Annotated in this window: 17 protein-coding genes; 14 read left to right on the top strand and 3 right to left on the bottom strand. The window is 67.3% G+C overall.

All coding sequences use genetic code 11. The features are described from left to right. The first annotated feature begins 76 nt into the window (after positions 1-76). The 6 genes from CA606_RS11095 (at position 77) to CA606_RS11070 (ending at position 9,804) form a co-directional block, all read left to right on the top strand. Positions 77-4,159: a translocation/assembly module TamB domain-containing protein gene (locus CA606_RS11095; RefSeq protein WP_181242899.1), complete on the top strand. Its 4,083-nt coding sequence runs from the start codon at positions 77-79 to the stop codon at positions 4,157-4,159. A gap of 101 nt (positions 4,160-4,260) precedes the next feature. Then, on the top strand, positions 4,261-5,505 hold the full coding sequence (locus CA606_RS11090) for a hydrolase (RefSeq protein WP_096051084.1): 1,245 nt from the start codon (positions 4,261-4,263) through the stop codon (positions 5,503-5,505). Further along, complete coding sequence (locus tag CA606_RS11085; protein ID WP_096051085.1) at positions 5,506-6,510, top strand: arginine N-succinyltransferase; 1,005 nt, start codon at positions 5,506-5,508, stop codon at positions 6,508-6,510. Beyond that, complete coding sequence (gene astD / locus CA606_RS11080) at positions 6,507-7,964, top strand: succinylglutamate-semialdehyde dehydrogenase (RefSeq protein WP_096051086.1); 1,458 nt, start codon at positions 6,507-6,509, stop codon at positions 7,962-7,964. The genes CA606_RS11085 and astD overlap by 4 nt, the downstream gene beginning before the upstream one ends. After that, a complete protein-coding gene (gene astB, locus CA606_RS11075) occupies positions 7,961-9,301 on the top strand; it encodes an N-succinylarginine dihydrolase (RefSeq protein WP_096051087.1) in 1,341 nt (446 codons plus the stop codon). The genes astD and astB overlap by 4 nt, the downstream gene beginning before the upstream one ends. Then, positions 9,298-9,804 (top strand): GNAT family N-acetyltransferase, encoded by a 507-nt coding sequence (locus tag CA606_RS11070; RefSeq protein WP_096051088.1) that lies wholly within the window; start codon positions 9,298-9,300, stop codon positions 9,802-9,804. The genes astB and CA606_RS11070 overlap by 4 nt, the downstream gene beginning before the upstream one ends. Here the strand turns inward: CA606_RS11070 and CA606_RS11065 are convergent. After that, complete coding sequence (locus tag CA606_RS11065; RefSeq protein WP_096051089.1) at positions 9,801-10,739, bottom strand: LytTR family DNA-binding domain-containing protein; 939 nt, start codon at positions 10,737-10,739, stop codon at positions 9,801-9,803. The genes CA606_RS11070 and CA606_RS11065 overlap by 4 nt on opposite strands. Here CA606_RS11065 and CA606_RS11060 point away from each other — a divergent pair. Further along, positions 10,738-11,958, top strand: a complete 1,221-nt coding sequence (locus CA606_RS11060) for an acyltransferase family protein (protein ID WP_096051090.1) — start codon at positions 10,738-10,740, stop codon at positions 11,956-11,958. The two genes, CA606_RS11065 and CA606_RS11060, sit on opposite strands and share 2 nt — an antisense overlap. Here the strand turns inward: CA606_RS11060 and phhA are convergent. Both phhA and hspQ read right to left on the bottom strand, forming a co-directional pair. Continuing rightward, a complete protein-coding gene (gene phhA, locus CA606_RS11055) occupies positions 11,913-12,797 on the bottom strand; it encodes a phenylalanine 4-monooxygenase (RefSeq protein WP_096051091.1) in 885 nt (294 codons plus the stop codon). The two genes, CA606_RS11060 and phhA, sit on opposite strands and share 46 nt — an antisense overlap. A 133-nt stretch (positions 12,798-12,930) precedes the next feature. Beyond that, positions 12,931-13,260, bottom strand: a complete 330-nt coding sequence (hspQ, locus tag CA606_RS11050) for a heat shock protein HspQ (RefSeq protein ID WP_010919487.1) — start codon at positions 13,258-13,260, stop codon at positions 12,931-12,933. A gap of 161 nt (positions 13,261-13,421) precedes the next feature. On the opposite strand from hspQ, the gene CA606_RS11045 reads away from it, so the two are divergent. The 7 genes from CA606_RS11045 to guaA all read left to right on the top strand — a co-directional run bounded on the left by CA606_RS11045 (position 13,422) and on the right by guaA (position 21,102). Beyond that, a complete protein-coding gene (locus CA606_RS11045) occupies positions 13,422-14,528 on the top strand; it encodes a Ppx/GppA phosphatase family protein (RefSeq protein ID WP_096051092.1) in 1,107 nt (368 codons plus the stop codon). Beyond that, a complete protein-coding gene (locus CA606_RS11040) occupies positions 14,525-15,235 on the top strand; it encodes an RlmE family RNA methyltransferase (RefSeq protein ID WP_096051093.1) in 711 nt (236 codons plus the stop codon). Before CA606_RS11045 ends, CA606_RS11040 begins: the two co-directional genes overlap by 4 nt. Further along, on the top strand, positions 15,232-16,275 hold the full coding sequence (locus tag CA606_RS11035; RefSeq protein ID WP_096051094.1) for a potassium channel family protein: 1,044 nt from the start codon (positions 15,232-15,234) through the stop codon (positions 16,273-16,275). Before CA606_RS11040 ends, CA606_RS11035 begins: the two co-directional genes overlap by 4 nt. A gap of 92 nt (positions 16,276-16,367) precedes the next feature. Continuing rightward, positions 16,368-17,831, top strand: a complete 1,464-nt coding sequence (gene guaB, locus CA606_RS11030) for an IMP dehydrogenase (protein WP_096051095.1) — start codon at positions 16,368-16,370, stop codon at positions 17,829-17,831. A gap of 3 nt (positions 17,832-17,834) precedes the next feature. Next, positions 17,835-18,230: an MAPEG family protein gene (locus tag CA606_RS11025; protein ID WP_096051096.1), complete on the top strand. Its 396-nt coding sequence runs from the start codon at positions 17,835-17,837 to the stop codon at positions 18,228-18,230. Then, complete coding sequence (locus tag CA606_RS11020) at positions 18,230-19,507, top strand: RsmB/NOP family class I SAM-dependent RNA methyltransferase (protein WP_181242550.1); 1,278 nt, start codon at positions 18,230-18,232, stop codon at positions 19,505-19,507. The genes CA606_RS11025 and CA606_RS11020 overlap by 1 nt, the downstream gene beginning before the upstream one ends. A 32-nt stretch (positions 19,508-19,539) precedes the next feature. Then, positions 19,540-21,102, top strand: coding sequence for a glutamine-hydrolyzing GMP synthase (guaA, locus tag CA606_RS11015; RefSeq protein ID WP_096051097.1), 1,563 nt, complete (start codon positions 19,540-19,542; stop codon positions 21,100-21,102). Positions 21,103-21,206 lie beyond the last annotated feature (104 nt).

The raw sequence follows: 21,206 nt of genomic DNA, 5'->3' as shown, positions 1-21,206 counted from the left end.
GCTCTCCGAAGCCACCGAGGCGGCAGGCGAGGCGGCGGTCAAGGTCGCCAGAAAGGTCGGTTGGGGCGGTGTTGCGCTGATCGTGGCCGGCGTTCTGGCCGCGCTTCTGCTGGTGATGGCGGGCGGGCTGAGGCTCGCGCCGATCACCCCGCAAGGTCGGATGTTCCTGGAAGCGCGCGCCTCGGGCCTGAAGCTTGGCCGGATCGGCAAGCTGCACATCGAAGGATTGTCCGGCGATATCTGGAAGGATTTTGGGGTTCGCCGCCTGACGATCACCGACGAAAAGGGGATCTGGCTCGAGGCCCACGACCTGCGGGTCGCCTGGCGGCCGACCGAGTTGTTCGGGCGACGCTTCCATGCCGAGCAGATCACCGCGCGCGACGTCATCGTGCTTCGCCGGCCTGCGATGGGGGCGAAGGGAAAATCTGGCGCGGCCCCGATTTCGGTCGACCTGGACGCGTTCGCCTTCCGGCTGCTCACGCGCCCCGCCTTCAGCGGCGCCGAGGGCGACTTCGATGTGAACGGCGCCTATGAGATGGCGCGACGCGGAGGCCAGAAGGGTAAGATCGCCGCCGCGTCACGACTACATGTCGGCGACCGCGTGGATGTGGATTTCGATCTGGGACGCTCAAGGTCGCTCCGCCTTCTCGCGGACGCGACCGAGGCCAATGGCGGCGCGATCGCGGGCGCTCTTGGGCTGCCTGCCGACAAGACCTTCGACCTGAAGGCCAAGGCGGAGGGGACCACTAGCCGGGCGGCCTTCGATGTCGTCGCGCGGTCGGGACGCGAGACGCCGCTTGAGGCGCGCGGCGCCTGGACTGAGCAGGGCGGGTCGGCCCGCGGACGTGTCGATCTGGAGGCCTCAAGGCTGACCGAGCGACTGGCGCGCATGTTCGGTCCTCGCGCGGACTTCACCATCAACGGCCGCAAGGCCACCACCGACGGCCTGTCGGCGCTGAAGATCGGCTTTACCTCCGAGAATCTGGTCCTGCGGGGCGAGGGTCTGGCGGACCTGAGCAAGCGCCGCACCGGCCCCGATGGCCTGGCCTTCACCGCTCGAGTGGGCGCGCTGAACCGGATCGTGACCATCCCCAAGATGGGCCGCGGCGAGGTGCAGGGCGCGTTCCGGCTCGTCGATGGCGGCTTTGTCGTTGAGGGGCGGACGGATGTCAGCGATCTCGAACTGCTAGGCTATCGCCTGAAGCGGGCGACGGGGCCTGCGAAGGTCAGTTGGGTCAAGGGAGACCTTGAGATCGAAGGCCAGGCGACCACGTCTGGCGGCGGCGGCACAGGCCTGCTGGCGGTGCTCGGGTCCAGTCCCAAGGCGACCTTCGAGGGCGGCCGGGTCAAGGGGGGCCGGTTCTTGATCAAGGCCGCGCGGATCGAGGCGCCGAACCTGATTGTCACCGGCCAAGGCGGTCGGGGGCTACTGGGCGGCCTGACGTTTGATGGCGAGATGAAGGTCGCCAGCTTGGCGCCCGTTCGGGAAGGCGCAAAGGGCTCGGTCAACGCCAAGTGGTCTGCCTCGAGCTTCGCGGGCCGGCCTTGGAGCTTCACGGTTGACAGCAAGGCGGCCAACTTCGCGACCGGTTACGCCGAGATCGATCGTCTCCTGGGCTTGGCGCCGCGCCTGGCGGGCAGGGCGAGCTGGAGCGCCGGCGTCCTGACCGTCGCCGAGGCCAGGCTGGACGGCGCCAACGCGGCGTTGAAGACGTCGGGCAAGCTGGGCCAGGGGCTGGCTCTGGACTTCGGGTTGGATTGGACGGCGACAGGACCCTTCCGCGCCGGCCCGGTGGACATTGCGGGCGCGGCGGCTGGCGATGGACGGGTGGGCGGAACGCTCTCGGCGCCACGCGCCGATCTGAACGCGGTGTTCGACACCATTGACCTGCCCCGGCTGCCGCTGTCGAAGGCGCGGTTGACACTGACCTTCGCGCGCGGCGCCAACGGAACCGACGGCGCGGCCGCCTTGCAGGCTGAAAGCCAGTATGGTCCCGCGCGTGGTCGCGCATCGTTCCGGTTCTCGCCGGGCGGGATCGAGCTTAGCGATGTTGATGTCGACGCGGGCGGCGCCAAGGCGCAGGGCGCGGTCTCGCTGCGCGAGGGCCTCCCCGCGACGGCGGACCTCAGGGTCGCGGTCGAGCAAGGCGCGTTCTTGCCGCAAGGTGCGATCAGGGGAACCGCGCGGCTGGTCGACGCGCCAGGCGGCGGCTCGCCGAGCGCCACCTTGGATCTTCTGGCCGAAGATGTCGCCAGCGGCGCTTGGAAGGTGCGATCCGCGCGCATCAAGGCCGATGGCCCGCTCTCGCGCCTACCTCTATCCATCGACGCACGAGGCGAGGCTCCGGGTGGGCTTTGGCGGCTCAGTGGCGCTGGCGACTTGGCTCAGGCCGGAAAGATCTACGATCTGACGCTGAATGCATCGGGGCGTGTCGGGCGAACCGAACTGAAGACACGGGAAGCGGCCCGCATCCGGTTCGGCGATGGTCCGACGCAGGCGCGTCTTCGGCTGGCGGTCGACAAGGGACGGGCTGACATCGACGCTGACCTTGGCGGCGCGACAGCGATGTTGAAGGCCGAGTTGGCCGGGGTTTCCCTGACCGCCTTCGACCCGGACCTGGATGGCGACATCGACGGGTCCTTCAACCTGCAAGGCCAGGGCGACGTCCTCGGTGGCGACTTCGCCGTGCGGCTGTCCCACGCGCGTGAGCGGGGCGCGAAGATTGAACAGTCCATCGACGCCAAGATCCAAGGCGCGCTGCGCGACAATCAGCTGTCCATCATCGCCGACGGCGACAACCGCCAAGGTCTCAAGGCCGAAGCCAATCTCGTGCTGCCGGTCGAGGCGTCGGCCAAGCCGCTTCGACTGGCCATCAACCGCCGCCGAGGCGTTCAGGGCCGCTTCTCCGCGCAAGGCGAGATCAAGCCGCTGTGGGACCTTCTGCTGGGTCCGGAGCGGTCTTTGTCGGGGAGGATCAACCTTCAGGCCAGCCTGGGCGGTACGCTGGGGGATCCGCGGCTGATTGGTCAGGCGACGCTCGACGGCGGCGGTTTCGATGACGGCCAGTCGGGCCTGCGGTTGCGGAATGTGACGCTCAGGTCGGCGCTGGCGGACAACGCCATCGACGTCAGCCAGGCGATCGGTGAGGACGGGCAGGGCGGTTCGATTTCCGGCGCGGGCCGGATCAGCCTTTCGCGCGGCGGTGAAGGCAACTTCAAGCTCGACATGAAGAGCTTCCGCCTGATCGACAACGATCTGGCCTCGGCGGTGGCGACGGGCCAGGCCAGCGTGAACCGCTCGGCGGACGGCAAGATCAAGCTGACCGGGGCTGTGACCCTCGATCGCGCCGACGTTTCGGCTCAGACCAAGACCCCGGCGGGCGTCGTGGCCATGGATGTCGTCGAACGCAACCGCCCCGGGGACCTGGATCAGGGCCTGCAGCGGCGTCCCACAACGGGCGGGATGATCCTTGACCTCGACCTGAAGGCGCCGCGCCGCATCTTTGTGCGAGGGCGTGGTCTCGATGTGGAACTGTCGCTAGACGCCCATGTCGGCGGCACCTCGCTCGCCCCGCAACTGAGCGGCGTCGCGCGCATGGTGCGCGGCGAGTACGACTTCGCCGGCAAGCGGTTCGAGTTCGACGACGACGGCGTCGTTTTCCTGTCCACACAACTGGATCAGGTGCGGCTGGATCTGTCCGCGACTCGCGAAGACACCGCGCTGACGGCGGTGGTGCGCATCCTGGGCACGGCGGCCAAGCCGGAGATCACCCTGACCTCGCGGCCGGAACTGCCCAGCGATGAGGTTCTGAGCCAGGTGCTGTTCGGCGCTTCGGCCGCGCAACTGTCGCCCATCGAAGCCGCCCAGCTGGCTTCGGCCCTGGCCGCGCTGGCGGGCGGTGGTGGCTTCGACGTCATCGGCAACCTGCGCAGCTTCGCACGCCTCGATCGCCTGGCTTTCGCCGAGGGCGCGACCGGCATGACGGTGGCGGGCGGCAAGTACGTCACCGACGATGTCTATGTCGAAATCATCGGCGGCGGCCGTGAGGGGCCCGCAGCCCAGGTCGAGTGGCGGATTCGCCGGACGTTGTCTCTGGTCTCCCGTATCGGCGGTCAGAATGACGCAAAGCTTTCCGTTCGCTGGCGAAAGGACTATTGAAGGCGCAAGGCTGTTGCGTGGGCCCCCGGTTACCTCGTCTGAGGTGAGCACGATTTGCCCGCGGCCCTTGGTTATCTTGACTGAGGGAGGAACGGCTTTTCATGCATCTCACGTCAGAAGATCGCGGCGTTCTGGACAGGATCGCGCAGGATGGCGGTCGGATCGTCGACCGAGCCGTCGACTGGTGCGCCGTGAACTCCGGAAGTCGGAACCTTGAGGGGCTGGAGCGTCAGAGGCAGATTCTGCTCGACGCCACCGCCAGCTTGCCGGCTGCGCCGGTCGATATCCCGTTGGCGCCGTCGCGCGAGATCGACGCCAATGGCCGCGAGGTCGAGTTTCCGCATCCGCCGTCCCTCGCCGTGATTGTCCGGCCCGAAGCGCCGGTTCAGGTCATCCTCACGGGGCACTACGACACCGTCTATCCGGAAGGCAGCCCCTTCCAGGTGGTGCGCACCCGTCCGGACGGCGCGCTGCACGGCCCGGGCATCGCCGACATGAAGGGCGGCATCTCGGTGATGCTGGCGGCGCTGGAGGCCTTTGAGGCGCACCCCCTGGCCGCCAACATCGGCTATCGGGTCCTTCTGTCGCCGGACGAGGAGATCGGCTCGATCGCGTCAGGCCCGGTGCTCTCAGAGTTCGCGTGCCTGGGGCACGTGGGCCTTACCTATGAGCCGGCCTTGGCCGACGGCGCCCTGGCCGCGGCGCGCAAGGGGTCGGGCAATTTCCACATCGTCATCCACGGCCGCGCCGCGCACGCCGGGCGGGATTTCGCGGCGGGCCGCAACGCCGTCGTCGGGGCGGCGCGCGTCGCCGAGAAGCTGCATGCTGTGAACGGTTTGCGCGACGGTCTTACGGTGAATGTGGCGCGGATCGACGGCGGCGCGCCTCTGAACATGGTGCCCGACATCGCCGTCGTCCGGTTCAATGTCCGCTTTCCGGAAGCCGAGACCGCAGCCTGGTTCCAGGCCGAGGTCGCGCGGATCGTGAGCGAAGTCGATCCCGACCTGCACGCGCATCTACACGGCCTGATCACGCGTGGCGCCAAGCCGTTCAACGCCGCCCAGCAAAAACTGTTCGGGGCGGTGAAGGAAGCTGGCGCTCTGCTGGGGCAGGACATCACCTGGAAGCCTTCCGGCGGCGTTTGCGAAGGCAACAACCTCTTCGCGTCCGGCCTGCCCAACGTCGACACCCTGGGGGTGCGCGGCGGCGATATCCATAGCGAGGCCGAGCACGCCTGGCCCGAAAGCTTCGTCGAGCGCGCCCAGCTCTCGGCGACGATCCTGATGAAACTGGCCAGCGGGGAGATCGACGCCAGAGCGATCCGCGCGGCCATGGAGACTGTCTGAATGCTCGTCGTCCGTCCCGCCGGTTCTGCAGACTTCGAAGCCCTGATGGAGCTGGCCGTCCTGTCTGGACGCGGCTTCACCAGCCTGCCCGAGGACGAGCCCACGCTTCGCACGCGTCTTGCCCTGTCGGAGGCCAGCTTCCAGGCCGGGGTCGCGCCGCCCGAGGCCTGGTACACCCTGATGCTGGAGGACCTGGACGCGGGAAGCATCGAAGGCGTCGCGGGCGTGAAGGCCGGCGTTGGCCTCAAGCGGCCGTTCTTTTCGTTCCGCGTCGTGACGCTGGCCCAGTCTTCGCCGACCCTTGAGATGCGCTTTGACCACAAGGCGCTGGTGCTGGTGAACGAATGCGCGGGCTGGTCCGAGGTCGGTTCGCTGTTTCTCCGCCCCGAGAAGCGCAAGGGCGGGGCCGGGCGGCTGCTGGCCCAATCGCGCTACATGCTGATCGGCATCGAGCCGCAACGCTTCGCCGAGATGGTGCTGGCCGAGCTGCGGGGCTGGTTCAACGAGGACGGTGGCTGCCCGTTCTGGGAGCACGTGGCCAGCAAGTTCTTCCGGCTGGAGTTCGACCAGGCAGACCTGATGAGCGCCTCGACCGATGGGCAGTTCATTCTCGACCTGGCGCCCCGTCACCCGATCTATACCGAGCTTCTGCCCGAAGAGGCCCGCGATGTGATCGGCCGTGTCCATCGGGACGGCGAGGCCGCGCGGGCGATGCTGGAACGCGAAGGCTTCCGCTATCAAGGCCTTGTCGACCTGTTCGACGCCGGCCCGACCGTGGCCTGTCCGCGCGACGATATCCGCACCGTGCGCGATGCGCGCCGACTGCGGGTCAAGCCGGGCGAAGACGCCTACGGTGAAGAAGCTTTGATCTCCACCGGCGAAGTGGCGCGGTTCCGCGCGGTGCGGGCGCCGGTGTTGATCGATGGTGACGCGGCGATTCTCGGTCGGGATGCGATGGAGGCCTTGGGTGTCAGCGAAGGCGAAGTTGTGCGGGTGAAAGCATGAGCGGCGGACTGTTCATCGACGGCAAATGGCGTGCGGGCCATGGCGCGGCGCTGGTGTCCATAGACCCGGCCACGGGCGAGGCGGTCTGGAGCGGGGCGACCGCCAGCGAGGCCGACGTCGCCGAAGCGGTCGCCGCAGCGCGCAAGGCGTTCCCGGCCTGGGCCGACCGTCCGCGCGACGAGCGGATCGCCATCCTGCGCCGCTACAAGGACATTCTGGTCGAGCGTGCGGCGGCCTTCGCCGAGGACTTGAGCCGCGAGACCGGCAAGGCGCTTTGGGAGACCAAGGCCGAGCTCGCATCGATGGCGGGCAAGGTCGACCTGTCGATCCGCGCCTATGACGAGCGCACCGGCGTCACGGAGAACGCGATGCCGTTCGGTCGCGCGGTCTTGCGCCACCGCGCCCATGGCGTCATGGCCGTGCTAGGGCCGTTCAACTTCCCGGGACACTTGCCCAACGGCCATATCGTGCCGGCTCTGCTGGCCGGCGACACGGTGGTGTTCAAGCCGTCGGAAGAAACGCCGCTGGCGGGTCAATTGATGGTCGAGGCCCTCGAGGCCGCCGGCGTGCCGGCCGGCGTGGTCAATCTCGTCCAGGGCGGGCGTGAGGCCGGACAGGCGCTGATCGCCCACGAGATCGACGGTCTGCTGTTCACAGGCTCAGCCGCAGCCGGAACCTACTTCCGCCGCTACTTCGCCGATCGCCCGGACGTGATCCTGGCCTTGGAACTGGGCGGCAACAACCCGCTGGTGGTGTGGAACGCCGATGATGCGCCGGAGGCCGTGGCGGCCCTGGTCGTGCAGTCGGCCTTTATCACCACCGGCCAGCGGTGCTCGTGCGCGCGCCGGCTGATCGTGCCGAACGACGCTTCCGGCCAGGCGGTGATCGAGGCGACGGCGGCTTTGGTCGAGCGCCTGACGATCGGCGCCTGGAACGACGCGAGCGAGCCGTTCATGGGCCCGCTGATCTCCGCCCGTGCTGCGAAGGCCGCCCGGGATGTCGCTTCGGCGAGGCCTGGCGTTTCGATCCTCCCGCTGGACGGTGTCGCGGGCCTGGGCGAGGCGTTCCTCAAGCCCGGCCTCATCGACGTCACCGGCGTCGACACCCCCGACGAGGAGCTGTTCGCGCCGCTGCTGCAAGTCCGCCGGGTCGCGAGCTTCGACGAGGCGATGACGGCCGCGAACGCCACGCGCTACGGCCTTTCTGCGGGGCTTATCTCCAATGATTCAGCGCTTTGGGAGACGTTCCTCAATCGTATTCGCGCCGGCGTAGTCAACTGGAACCGGCCGACCACCGGCGCTGCCGGTTCGATGCCGTTCGGCGGTCTGGGCGCGTCCGGCAATCATCGGCCAAGCGCCTACTACGCCGCAGACTACTGCGCCTATCCGGTTGCGAGTTTCGAAGCGCAGGAAGTGGCTGACACCTTGAACGATATCAAGGGTTTGCGAGGATGACCTTCGCTCTGGAAGCCAATTGTGACGGCCTGGTCGGGCCGACCCATTCCTATGTCGGGCTCTCGCCCGGCAACCTGGCGAGCACGCGCAACGCCGGCGAGGTCTCCAATCCACGCGGCGCGGCCCTGGAAGGGTTGTCCAAGATGCGGCGTCTGGCCGATCTGGGCCTGCCCCAATTCGTGCTGGCGCCGCATGAAAGGCCGGCCGTAAACCTTCTGAAAGCGCTTGGCTTTTCGGGCTCGGAAGACGCGATCATCGCCTCGGCGTGGAAGGACGCGCCGGCCTTGGCGGCGGCGGCCTGTTCAGCCTCGCCGATGTGGGCCGCCAACGCCGCGACGGTCACGCCCAGCGCCGACGCCGCCGATGGACGCGTGCATTTCACGCCGGCCAACCTGCTGACCAACCTGCATCGTAGCCTGGAAGGCCCGCAGACCACCCGGTCGCTGCGACGCCTGTTTCCGGACGAGACGCGGTTCGCCGTCCACGACCCGTTGCCGGCCCAGCCGCATTTCGCCGACGAGGGCGCGGCCAACCATGTGCGGCTCTGCGCCGAGCACGGTGCGCCGGGCGTCAATCTGTTCGTCTGGGGGCGCGAGGCTTGGGGCCACTGGGACGGCCGTTTCCCCGCCCGCCAGACAAGGGAAGCGTTTGAGGCTGTCCAGCGCCGGCACGGTGCGGCCCGCGCGGTGTTTCCGCAGCAGGGCAAGGCGGCGATCGAGGGTGGCGCGTTTCACAACGACGTCGTCTGCGTGGGCACGCGTGAGTGCCTGTTCTTCCACGAGCGAGCGTTCGAGGACCGCGCCGCGATGGAGCGCGAGGTTCGGGCTGCGGCGAACGGGCTGTTCGAGCCTGTCTTCGTCGAGGTGACCGAAGCCGAGCTGCCGATGGCCGATCTGGTCGCCAGCTACCTGTTCAATTCCCAACTGCTGGTCGTTCCCGGCGAGGACCGGCTGGTGTTGCTGGCGCCGGTCGAGACGCGAGACAACCCGCGCGCCTACGCCGTGGCCGAAGGCCTCGCGGCCTCGAACGGACCCATCGGCCGGGTCGAGTATGTCGATGTCCGCCAGAGCATGCGCAATGGCGGCGGCCCTGCCTGCCTGCGCCTCCGTGTCGTGCTGACAGAGGCTGAGCTGGCGGCGACGAACCCGGCCCAACGCTTCACAGCCGACCTTCAGGAGACCCTGGCCGACTGGATCATCCGTCGCTATCGCGACCGCCTCTCACCGGCGGATTTGGCCGATCCGAGGCTCTTGACCGAGAGCCGCGAGGCGCTTGACGAGCTGACCCAGATTCTGGGATTGGGCGATGACTTCTACCCCTTCCAGAGAACGGCATGAGCATCACGGTTCGTCGCGCCACGGTCGCCGATCGCGACGCGATCGTCGCTGTGCATCGCTCCGCAGCGGTGACGCCCGGCGCCTTGGCTCGCACGCCCGAGGAGGTGACGACGGCCTTTGCCGAGGCCGCGATCGCCGCTGACATCTGTCTTGTCGCGGTCGACGCGGACGGAACCGTCTGCGGCGAGATCCATGCGAAGCGCGAGACGATCGCGCTGTTTGCTCACGTCCTGGGCGGCCTGACAGTCGCCGTGCGTCCTGACCAGCAGGGGCGTGGGGTTGGCTCCAAACTGTTCGAGGCGCTGATCAACTGGGCGCGATCGGCGGAACCTGAGATCGTGCGGATCGAGCTGGCGGCCGGCGCGGGCAATCCGGGCGCGGTTCGCCTCTATGAGCGGCTGGGCTTTCGCCATGAGGGCCGGCAGGTTGCGCGCGGTCGCTTGCCCGATGGCCGCTTCGAGGACGACATCCTGATGGGTCTGTTGCTGCGACCCGTCGGTTAGGCGGGATCGCGCAGCGCCGCCAAGGCTTCGGGAAAGCGCCGTGATAGGGGCGCTTCCAGTGCGCCCAGCTCCACCGTGTAGTCGCCCGAACCCTCAGGCCTCAGGCCTGTGACCAGCGCTCTGTTCACCAGCCAGGACTTGTGGCTGCGCACGAAGCCCTGGGGCGCGAGCGCGTCCTGCATGGCCGCCAGGGACGATCGCATCAACGGGCGTCGCTCATCGGCGAGAATGAACTCGACATAGTTGCCCGCCGAGCGGACAGCGATGATCTTGTCCACCGCAACGCGGATCAGCCGCGCGCCGTCCTGAATGTCGAAGGTCGCGGGGCGCGTTGGCCCCGTCGCGCTAGGCGTCTGGCCGCCGCGTTGCAGCGCCAGCCAGAAAATTCCCAAGGCGATCAGGTAGGCCAGGAAGTCCTTGCGGAACTCGTAGGGAAACTCGGTCGAGAGCGGCCCGTAGTTGTAGGCCTCGTTCAGAACGGCGGCGTGCGCCCATTCGCGCAGCGCCAGGAAGCCCGCGACGTGCAGCGCCGAGTAGGCGACAAGCGCCGCGAGGTGCGCCGGTAGCGCGATCCACCAGCGTGGACGGACGCGGCTGGTCCAGAACGCCATCGCCGCCGGGATGGTGAAGATCACCATGGTGACGAGCGCGCTGCTGGCTTCCCAGATGACCGGGCGGATTAGGCCAAGGTCCGGCGAGTCATGCTGGATCGTCAGGGTGTTGACGATGCAGAAGCAACTGATCAGGCAAACGCCCAGGAGCCAGGCGCGAAGCAGCCACTGGCGCTCCTCGCCGGTGATCCCGAAAAGGCCGCCGTTGGTCCCCAAGCGCATTCCGGTCGTCCCAGCCAATACCCGCTGATCCCCCTGGACTTGGCCTGAAGCGGGGCCGCGCGGCAGGTCCTTGGCATCGCTTCTCAAGTCGGACGCACCCATGACCAGTGTGACAAGCCTCGACCGGCGCCATGACCTCGATTGGATTCGGGTCGGCGCGTTCTTCCTGCTGATCCTCTACCATACCGGAATGTTCTATGTGCCGTGGGATTGGCACGTGAAGACGCCGCATCCGGTCGAGGCCCTCGAGCCTCTGATGCAACTGACTAACCCCTGGCGGCTGACCCTGTTGTTTCTGGTCTCGGGCGCGGCGACGCGGTTCATGGCTGACAGGACGTCGGTGGGGCGGCTGACGACGTCGCGTATCGCGCGGCTGCTGCCGCCGTTGCTGTTCGCCATGTTCGTGATCGTGCCGCCGCAAAGCTACTACGAGATCGTCGAGCACGTCGCCGCTAACCCCGGTGCGCCGGTCGCGGTCGATAGCTATGGCGTGTTCTGGCGGAAATACGCGACCGCATCGGGCAACTGGTGCGATCAGGGAGAGTGCCTGATCACCCCGACCTGGAACCACATGTGGTTCGTCGCCTACCTGCTGGTCTATTCCCTGGTTCTGGCCCTGATGCTGCTGGTCCTGCCCAAGCTGGGCGACCGGCTGCAAGGCGGTCTGGAGCGTTCGCTCAAGGGCGCTGGGCTGTTGATTTGGCCCGTCGTCTTCCTGGCGGTGATGCGGATCTTCCTTATGCCGCGCTTCGAGATCACGCACGACCTGATCGAGGACTGGTACAATCACGCCGTCTCGTTCTCAGCATTCCTGCTCGGTTTTGGGCTCGCCAAGTCCGAGGTGCTGAAGGTCCGGCTGATCAACGCTCGGTGGACGGCGCTAACGCTCGCCATTCTCTGTTGGGCTGGCTGGGCGAGCTACGCCTGGATCTATCGCGCCGATGACGCCAACCCGCCGGAGGCCCTGCGGATCGTCATGCGATGCGTCTACGCCACCGACCAGTGGTGCGCGATCGCCGCCATCCTGGGCTTTGGGGCCAAGCATCTGTCGGACAAGGGCGGGCCGGTGCTGCGCTATCTGACGCTGGGCGTCTTCCCGTTCTACATCGTGCACCAGACCCTGATCGTCGTGATGGCGCACAACCTGGCCAAGCTGGGCCTGCCCCAAGCCCTGGAAGGCGCGATCCTGGTGGCGGCGACCTTCGCCGGGTGCTTTGCGACCTATGAGATCGTGCGGCGCATCCCGGGCGTCAGGGCTCTATTCGGACTGAAGGGTCAGCCCGCCGCCGCGCCGGCCAGCCGACCGCCGGCCGTGGCGTAGGCCTGGGTGCCGCGCGTCAGTACGGCGTCGCCGGGAACGATCTCGGCGACGCCGATATCGGTGGCGCTGGCTAGCCGCTCGTAGATCGCGCCGAAGTCGCGAAGGGTCACGTCCTGCAGGGTCTGGATCGAGTCGATCACGAAATAGACCTGCTGGAAGTCGTCGATCCGGTAGAGCGTGCGCATCACGCGCTCCAGATCGAAGCCGATCCGGTTGGGGGAGGGGTCATCGAGGGCGAAGATCGACTCGGTCCGCGACGACACGATCCCCGCGCCGTAGATCCGAAGGCCAGCTGGCGTGTTCATCAGGCCGAACTCCACCGTATACCAGTAGAGCCGGGCCAGATTGGCCAGGCGACCCAGGCCCAAGGCGCGGCGGCCGCCTTCGCCATAGGCCTGCATGTAGTCGGCGAAGACCGGGTCGGTCAGCATCGGCACGTGGCCGAACACGTCGTGGAAGATGTCGGGTTCCTGCAGGTAGTCCAGCTCATGCGGCTTGCGGATGAACTGGCCGGCGGGAAAGCGTCGATTGGCGAGGTGATCGAAGAAGACGTCGTCCGGCACCAGGCCGGGCACCGCAACCACGGTCCAGCCCGTCAGGCGCTTGAGCTCTTCGTTGATGCGCGCGAAGTCCGGAATGCCCGAGCGGTGCAGGTCCAGCGCGTCCAGCCCCCGCAGGAACTCGTCGCACGCGCGACCATGCAGCATGTCGGTCTGCCGCTCGTACAGGGTGATCCAGACGTCGTGCTCGGCCTGGGTGTAGGTTTCCCAGCCCTGATCAATCGTCCAGTCGGGACGCGCGCCGGGGGGCGGTCCGTTGCTCAGGCCATCTCCGCTCATGCGAGGACGCTACGCCCCGGATTTGGCAATTGCTGTTCGGAATCTTCGCCATATGACCGGATCGGCGGAGAAACGTTGTTCGCAAACCCGGAAGCTCGCAACGAGATGCCGCAGAAGCAGGCGGCCCTCGGGCTTAGTGCGAAATTCGCGGCCGAAGCTTGTAGAGGCCGTGGTCGAAAGACTCGAAGATCACCGCCGTCTGCGGATGGCCGATCGGCTCGCCGCTGTCGTCGGGCAGGAGGTTCTGTTCGGACACGTAGGCGACGTAGCTGTTGTCCTCGTTCTCGGCCAACAGATGGTAGAATGGCTGGTCCTTGGTCGGCCGGATATCCTCCGGGATGGACTGCCACCACTCCTCGGTATTGGCGAATACCGGATCGACGTCGAACACCACCCCTCTGAAGGGGAAGATCCGGTGCCTGACGACCTGTCCGATCGCGAATTTGGCGAGACGAGAATTCATGGCGCTCAGAATAACAGCCGCACCTGACTGATTCCTGAACGTAATTGTCGGAACGCGGATGGCAAGGCGGCGCCTTCCGACGCGCGAGTGACATGCTATGGTCGACTCGAAATGAGACGTCGCAGCTGTTCGCGGCGTCTGCGAGACAGGTGGGTAGACCCATGTCGGAGGCGCCGCGCGCGCCCGGCGCGCCAACTGGGCGGCGCCGGCGGTCGCCGGAGGAGACGTCGTGCTATGCGGCGCTCGATCTCGGGACCAACAATTGCCGCCTATTGGTGGCCACCCCGACGCCGCGCGGATTCCGCGTGGTCGAGGCCTATTCTCGTATCGTGCGCTTGGGCGAGGGGCTGTCTCAAAGCGGGCAGCTCTCGGACGTGGCCATGGAGCGCTCGCTGGCGGCCTTGAAGGTCTGCGCCGAGAAGATCCGTCGTCGCAAGGCGATCCGCGTCAAGGCGGTGGCGACCCAGGCCTGTCGCGGCGCGACCAACGGTCCTGACTTTGTTCGACGCGTCCACGAAGAGACGGGCCTCAAGCTTCAGATCATCAGCCCGCGCGAGGAGGCGCAGCTTTCGGTCGCTGGATGCATGAGCCTGTTCGATCGCCAGCAGGATGCGGCGCTGGTCGTCGATGTCGGCGGCGGCTCGACGGAACTGTCCTGGGTGGATCTGAACGGGGGCGGGCTGGACTCGAAACCTCGCCAGTTCGCGGCCTGGAAGTTGCCGATCAAGGCCTGGCTGTCGATCCCCGTCGGCGTGGTGACCCTGGCCGAGCGGTTCCCAGAGGGCGAGCAAGCCAATCCGGCCTGGTTCCGCGCCATGGTCGACGACGTGAAGGCGCGGATCGAGGCGTTCCCGCACGCCGAGCCGATGCGGAAAGTCTTTGCAGAGGGCCGGGCGCACCTTGTCGGCACGTCCGGCGCCATCACCAGCCTTGCAGGCCTGCACCTGGGCTTGCCGCGCTATGATCGCAACGTGGTCGATGGCCTCTGGATGAAGCGGACGGACTGTGACGCGGCGGCGGATCGCTTGCTGGGTTTGACGTCGGCGGAGCGGGCTGCAGAGCCTTGCATCGGGGCTGATCGCGCCGATCTCGTATTGGCCGGTGCGGCGATCCTCCAGGCCGTGCAAGAGCTGTGGCCATGTTCGCGCGTGCGTGTGGCCGATCGAGGGCTTAGAGAGGGGCTTCTGTTGTCCCTGATGTCCGATCAGCAGCGGCGCCCTCGTCGGCGTCGTCGCGGCGGCGCCCCCAAGAAGTCTGAAGCCGCATGAGTGACGAAGAGCCGCCCCGCAAGCGCATGGTCAAGCCGCCGGCCGGCGGCAATGAAGGCGGACGCGGCAAGCCCGCGCGCCTGAAGACCGCCTATGGTCGCACCCCCAGCCAGCAGGCCTGGCTGGAACGCCAGATCAATGACCCGTTCTCAGCCAAGGCCCGGGCGCTGGGCTACCGCAGCCGGGCGGCGTTCAAGATCAGCGAGATCGACGACAAGTTCCACTTCTTCCGCAAGGGCGCGAAGGTCATCGATCTGGGCTGCGCCCCGGGCGGCTGGCTGCAGATCGCCGTCGAGCGCGGCGTGACCACCCTGGCGGGGATCGACCTTTTGCCTGTCGATCCCGTGGCGCCGGCTCACCTGCTCGAGATGGACTTCACCGCCGAGGGCGCGCCCGAGAAGCTTCTGGAGCTGTTGGGCGGCGAACCCGACCTCGTCATGTCCGACATGGCGCCCAACACCGTGGGCCACCGCGAGACCGATCACCTGCGGATCGTCGGCCTGATCGAGATCGCCGCCGAGTTCGCTATCGACGTCCTCAAGCCCGGCGGCGCGTTCGTCGCCAAGGCGTTCCAGGGCGGCGAGACCGCCGAGGTCATCGGCAAGCTAAAGCGCCATTTCGACAAGGTGCAGCACTTCAAGCCCAAGGCTAGCCGGCAGGACAGCTCGGAGGTCTTCCTGGTCGCGACAGGGTTCAAGGGGCGGTGAGGCGAGGGGAGCGCGTGATCGGCGGGCTGATCGCGCGGCCCTTTCGCAACCTGGCCTTCGCGATCGCCTTCGTGCTCGCCGTGGCGGGGGTGGCGATCCAGGGCTACATGCGCGCCGGTTGGCCTTTCGGTGACGCGCTCTACATGGTCACCCTGACCATCTTCACCGTCGGCTACGGTGAGGTTCGGCCCATCGACACCGACTACTTGCACGCGGTCACGATGGCCACGATGGTGTTCGGGTGCACCGGCGTCATTGTCGTCACGGGCGCACTGGTTCAGGCGCTGACCCAGACTCAGTTGGAACACTTCTTCGGAAAGCGCGTGGAACGCGACATCGAAAAACTCGACGGACACATCGTCATCTGTGGTTTCGGCCGCATCGGCCTGATGCTGGCCAATGAGCTGGCAGCCGCGGGAGAACGCTTCGTGGTGGTCGAGCGCGATGAGGCGCGATGCCAGGACGCGCGGGATCTGGGCTACCTGTGCCGACACGCCGACGCCACCGACGAGGACGTGCTGCGCGCCATGCATGTCGAGCGGGCCAAGGTGCTGGCCACCGTACTGCCGGACGACGCGGCGAACGTGTTCATCACCCTGTCGGCCCGGAGCCTCAATCCCAAGATCGAGATCATCGCCCGGGGCGAGCGACCCACGACCGAGCGAAAGCTCGTTCAGGCCGGCGCGGACAAGGTGGTGATGCCGGCCCATATCGGCGCCGAGCGCATCGCCGAGATGATCCTTTACCCGCGCCTCGCCGGCTTCCTGAAAGAAGCCCGTGCGCCGGACGCGCAGCAGAGCGAGGCCTTGGCGCAGTTGGGATTGGATCTTGGATTGGTCACCGCGCCGGCCTCCTTCGCCGCGCGACGGGTCACGGTCGGTGACTTCGAACGGCGTGGTGGTGTGCTGGTCGTGCGCATCGAACGCGCCAACGGGACCTTGATCGAAAAGCCTAAGGCGGACGAGGTCATCAGCGCCGGAGACGGTCTGGCGGTCCTTTCCAAGCTGGGGCGGCTGGGCCTGGACGCCATCGCCGACTGACGCCGGGGAAGATTCATCTCCAAATCGGCGACGTGGCGGGTCGACAACGGTCGACCTCACGGCTATATCCGCGCCGCAAAATGGAGACTCCGATGGAGATTCGCGAAGGGCTCACCTTCGACGACGTTTTGCTCGAACCCGCAGCGTCCGACGTCATGCCCACCCAGGTGACGACCGAGACCCGGTTCACGCGTGAAATCAGTCTGAACATTCCGCTTGTGTCCGCCGCCATGGACACGGTGACCGAAAGCCGCCTCGCCATCGCCATGGCCCAGGCCGGCGGCATGGGCGTCCTGCACCGCAACCTCACCAACGAGGAGCAGGCCGACCAGGTGCGCGAGGTCAAGCGCTACGAAAGCGGCATGGTCATCAATCCGCTGACCATCCATACCGACACGACCCTGGCCGAGATCCGCGAGATCAAGGCCCGCCGCAAGATCTCGGGCTTCCCGGTGGTCGAGCGCGGCTCGGGCAAGCTGGTCGGCATCCTGACCAATCGCGACATGCGGTTTGAAGGCGACGACAAGGTCCCGGCCTCGCAGCTGATGACCCGCGAAGGCCTGATCACCGTCTCGGAAGGCGTGGATCACCGCGAGGCGCGCGAGCTGCTGCGCAAGCACAAGATCGAGCGCCTGATCGTCGTCGACGACGCCTATCGCGCCGTCGGCCTGATCACGGTCAAGGACATCGAGAAGGCCCAGGCCCACCCGCTGGCCGCCAAGGACGACAAGGGCCGTCTGCTGGTCGGCGCCGCCTCGACCGTCGGCGACGCGGGCTTCGAGCGCTCGATGGCGCTGGTGGACGCCGGCGTCGACGTCGTCGTCATCGACACGGCCCACGGCCACTCCAGCCAGGTCGCCGCCGCCGTCACCCGCCTGAAGCGCGAAGCCAATCGCGTCCAGATCGTCGCCGGCAACATCGCCACCTATGACGCCGCGCGCGCCCTGATCGACGCCGGCGCCGACGCGGTGAAGGTCGGTATCGGTCCTGGCTCGATCTGCACCACCCGCATCGTCGCGGGCGTGGGCGTGCCGCAGCTGACCGCGATCATGGAAGCGGTCCGCGCCGCCCGGGACAGCAACACCCCCGTCATCGCCGACGGCGGCATCAAGTATTCGGGCGACCTGGCCAAGGCCATCGCGGCCGGGGCCTCGACCGCCATGATGGGCTCGATGTTCGCCGGCACCGAAGAGGCGCCGGGCGAGGTGTTCCTGTACCAGGGCCGCTCGTACAAGAGCTATCGCGGCATGGGCTCGGTGGGCGCCATGGCCCGCGGCTCGGCCGACCGTTACTTCCAGAAGGAAGTCACTGACAACTTCAAGCTCGTGCCGGAAGGCATCGAGGGCCAGACGCCCTTCAAGGGGCCGATCTCGCCGGTGCTGCACCAGTTGGTCGGCGGTCTGCGCGCGGCCATGGGCTATCTCGGCGCGCCGACCATCCCCGAGCTGCAAAAGCGCGCCCGGTTCGTGCGCATCACGGGCGCGGGCCTGCGTGAGAGCCACGTCCACGACGTGATGATCACGCGCGAGGCGCCCAACTATCCGAGCGCGGTCTAACCGATGCGGATGGCCTTCGAGCTGCAAATGATCGCCGTGGCGGTCGCCATCGGGATCCTCAACCTGCTCTGGGCGTCGGCCGCCGCCCAGCCGCAGCGCGGCTTGAAGTGGAACGTCGGTCCCCGTGACGAGACGGTCGAGCTGACCGGCATGGCCGGTCGGCTCACGCGGGCGTTCGCCAATTTCCGCGAGACCTTTCCGTTCTTCGTGGCCTTGGTGATCATCGACTACCTGGGCGGTCGCCTGGGTGATCTGACGGTCTATGGCGCGGCGCTGTATGTCGCCGCGCGCGCGGCCTATGTGCCGCTCTATGCGTTCGGCGTGCCCTTCGTCCGTAGCCTGGTCTGGTTGGCGTCGATGGTCGGGATCCTGATGCTGCTCGCGGCCCTGGTGGTCTGATGCGAGACGGAGGACGGGTTTCAGCGGCGATCGAGGTTCTCACCGAGATCGAGGCGCGGCATTTTCCGGTGAAGATGGCGCTGAAGCGCTGGGGCGAGACCGCGCGATACGCGGGGTCCAAGGACCGCGCTTTCGTTTCGGGCCTTGTATTGGACGCCCTGCGCCGCAAGCGTTCGCTGGGCTGGATGATGGCCGACGTGAGCGCGCGCAGCGTGATGCTGGGCGTCCTGGCCTTCATGTGGAAGTGGCCGGTCGAGCGCATCGCCGAGGCCGCCGCCGAGGAGCATGGCTTTGGCGCCCTGACGGATGTCGAGCGCGAGCGTCTGACCGCTCCGATTTCCACCGACAGCGCGCCGGCGCCCGTGGCGGGCGACTATCCGGATTGGCTGGAGCCGCACCTGGCGCGCGCCTTGGGCCCCGATCAGGCGGTCGAGATGCGGGCGCTGTCGGAGCGCGCGCCCGTCGACCTGCGGGTCAATACGCTGAAGACCGATGTCGAGCGCTGCGCCAAGGCTCTGGCCTTGATCGACGCCGCGCCGGCCGGCGTCTTGTTGACCGCCTTCCGCATTCCTGCGCCGGCGGCCGCCGACCGGACACCGTCTGTGGAGGCCGTGCCCGCCTTCTCGAAGGGCTGGTTTGAGGTGCAGGACCTGGGCTCCCAGATCGCCGCCGCCGTGGCGGGCGATGTGAAGGGCAAGCAGGTTCTCGACTTCTGCGCTGGCGGGGGCGGCAAGACCCTGGCCCTGGCGGCCGCCATGGGCAACAGCGGCCAGATCTTCGCCCATGACAGCGACGCCCGGCGCTTGGCCGACACCATCCGTCGCGGTCAGCGGGCAGGGGTTCGCAACCTACAGATCCGCTCGCCGATCGAGGCCACGCCCCTGAAGGGCCTGGAAGGCAAGATCGACGTCGTCTTCGTCGACGCGCCCTGCACCGGCGCCGGCACCTGGCGCCGTCACCCCGACGCCAAGTGGCGCCTGTCGCCCGACCAGCTGGCCAAGCGCCAGATCGAGCAGGACAGCGTGCTGGAAGACGCCGCAGCCTTCGTGAAGGCCGGCGGGCGCATGATCTACGTGACTTGCTCGCTGCTGACCGAGGAGAACGAGGACCGCGTCGCGGCCTTCCTCGAACGCCACCCCGAATTCACCGTCAAGCCGATCGCCCTGGACGGCGTCACCCATGTGACCCCCGAAGGCTATCTGCGCCTGACCCCTCATCGCGCGGGCACGGACGGCTTCTTCGCCGCGGTGCTGCAACGCGCGTCCTACACGCCCTGACCGATCACGTCCGACCGCTGGAGACCTCGCCTATGACTCAGAAAACCGACCACCAGCGCGTCCTGATCGTCGACTTCGGCAGCCAGGTCACCCAACTGATCGCCCGCCGGGTGCGTGAGGCGGGCGTCTATTGCGAGATCCATCCGTTCGACAAGGCCGAGGCCATCGTCGACGACTATCAGCCTAGCGCCATTATCCTCTCGGGCGGTCCGGCCAGCGTGCTGGAAGAGGACAGCCCCCGCATTGGCCGCAAGCTGTTCGATCTGGGCCTGCCGCTTCTGGCCATCTGCTACGGCCAGCAACTGCTGTGCGACGTGCTGGGCGGCAAGGTCGAGGGCGGCCATGCCGGCGAGTTCGGCCGCGCCGAGCTGACCATCGGCCAGCAAAGCCCGCTGTTCGAAGGTCTGGCCGGCGTTGGCGGCGTCGAGACGGTCTGGATGAGCCACGGCGATCGCGTCACGGCGATCCCGGAAGGCTTCGAGGTCGTGGGCACGTCGGCGGGCGCGCCGTTCGCGGCCATCGCCAATGAGGCCAAGAAGATCTACGCCCTGCAGTTCCACCCCGAGGTGTACCACACCGTCAACGGGGCCAAGATGTATCGGAACTTCCTGTTCAACATCGCGGGCCTGAAGGGCGATTGGACCATGGCGGCCTTCCGCCAGGAGATGGTCCAGAAGATCCGCGACCAGGTGGGGACCGGCAAGGTGATCTGCGGCCTGTCGGGCGGCGTCGACAGCTCGGTGGCCGCCGTGCTGATCCACGAGGCGATCGGCGACCAGCTGACCTGCGTGTTCGTTGACACCGGACTCCTGCGCAAGAACGAGGCCGACCAGGTCGTGACCCTGTTCCGCGACCACTACAATATCCCGCTGGTCCATGTGGACGCCGGTGACCTGTTCCTGGGCGAACTGGCCGGCGTCAGCGACCCGGAGACCAAGCGCAAGACCATCGGCCGCCTGTTCATCGACGTTTTTGACAAGGAAGCCGCCAATATCGACGGTGCGCAGTTCCTGGCTCAGGGCACGCTCTATCCCGACGTCGTCGAGAGCGTCTCGGCCCGGGGCGGCCCCTCGGCGGTGATCAAGAGCCACCACAATGTCGGCGGTCTGCCCGACTACATGAAGCTGAAGCTGGTCGAGCCGCTGCGCGAGCTGTTCAAGGACGAGGTTCGCGCCCTGGGTGTCGAGCTGGGCCTGGCCCCGGCCTTCGTCGGCCGCCATCCGTTCCCCGGCCCGGGTCTGGCCATCCGCATCCCCGGCGAGATCACGCCCGAGAAGGTCAAGGTCCTGCAGGACGCCGACGCCATCTATCTGGAAGAGATCCGCAACGCCGGTCTGTACGACCAGATCTGGCAGGCCTTCGCTGTGCTGCTGCCCGTGAAGACGGTGGGCGTGATGGGCGATGCGCGGACCTACGAGAACGTCCTGGCCCTGCGCGCGGTGACCTCGACCGATGGGATGACCGCCGACTTCTTCGAGTTCCCCTGGCCGGTGCTGGGCAAGACCGCCACGCGCATCATCAACGAGGTCCGCGGCGTCAATCGCGTCGTCTACGACGTGACCAGCAAGCCGCCCGGCACGATCGAGTGGGAATAGCGAGGCGGCGTGGTTAGGGCCTGTCTGGTTTAGATAGAACCATCTAAACCAGATAAATAGGCTATAAAATCAAACACTTAGAGCCCGTTCAAACGCTTTAGAGG

The sequence above is a fragment of the Caulobacter vibrioides genome (genome assembly GCF_002310375.3).
GTDB lineage: Bacteria > Pseudomonadota > Alphaproteobacteria > Caulobacterales > Caulobacteraceae > Caulobacter > Caulobacter vibrioides_D.
The sequence above is the reverse complement of the archived record's forward strand: the minus strand, read 5'-3'. Positions and strand labels throughout refer to the sequence as shown.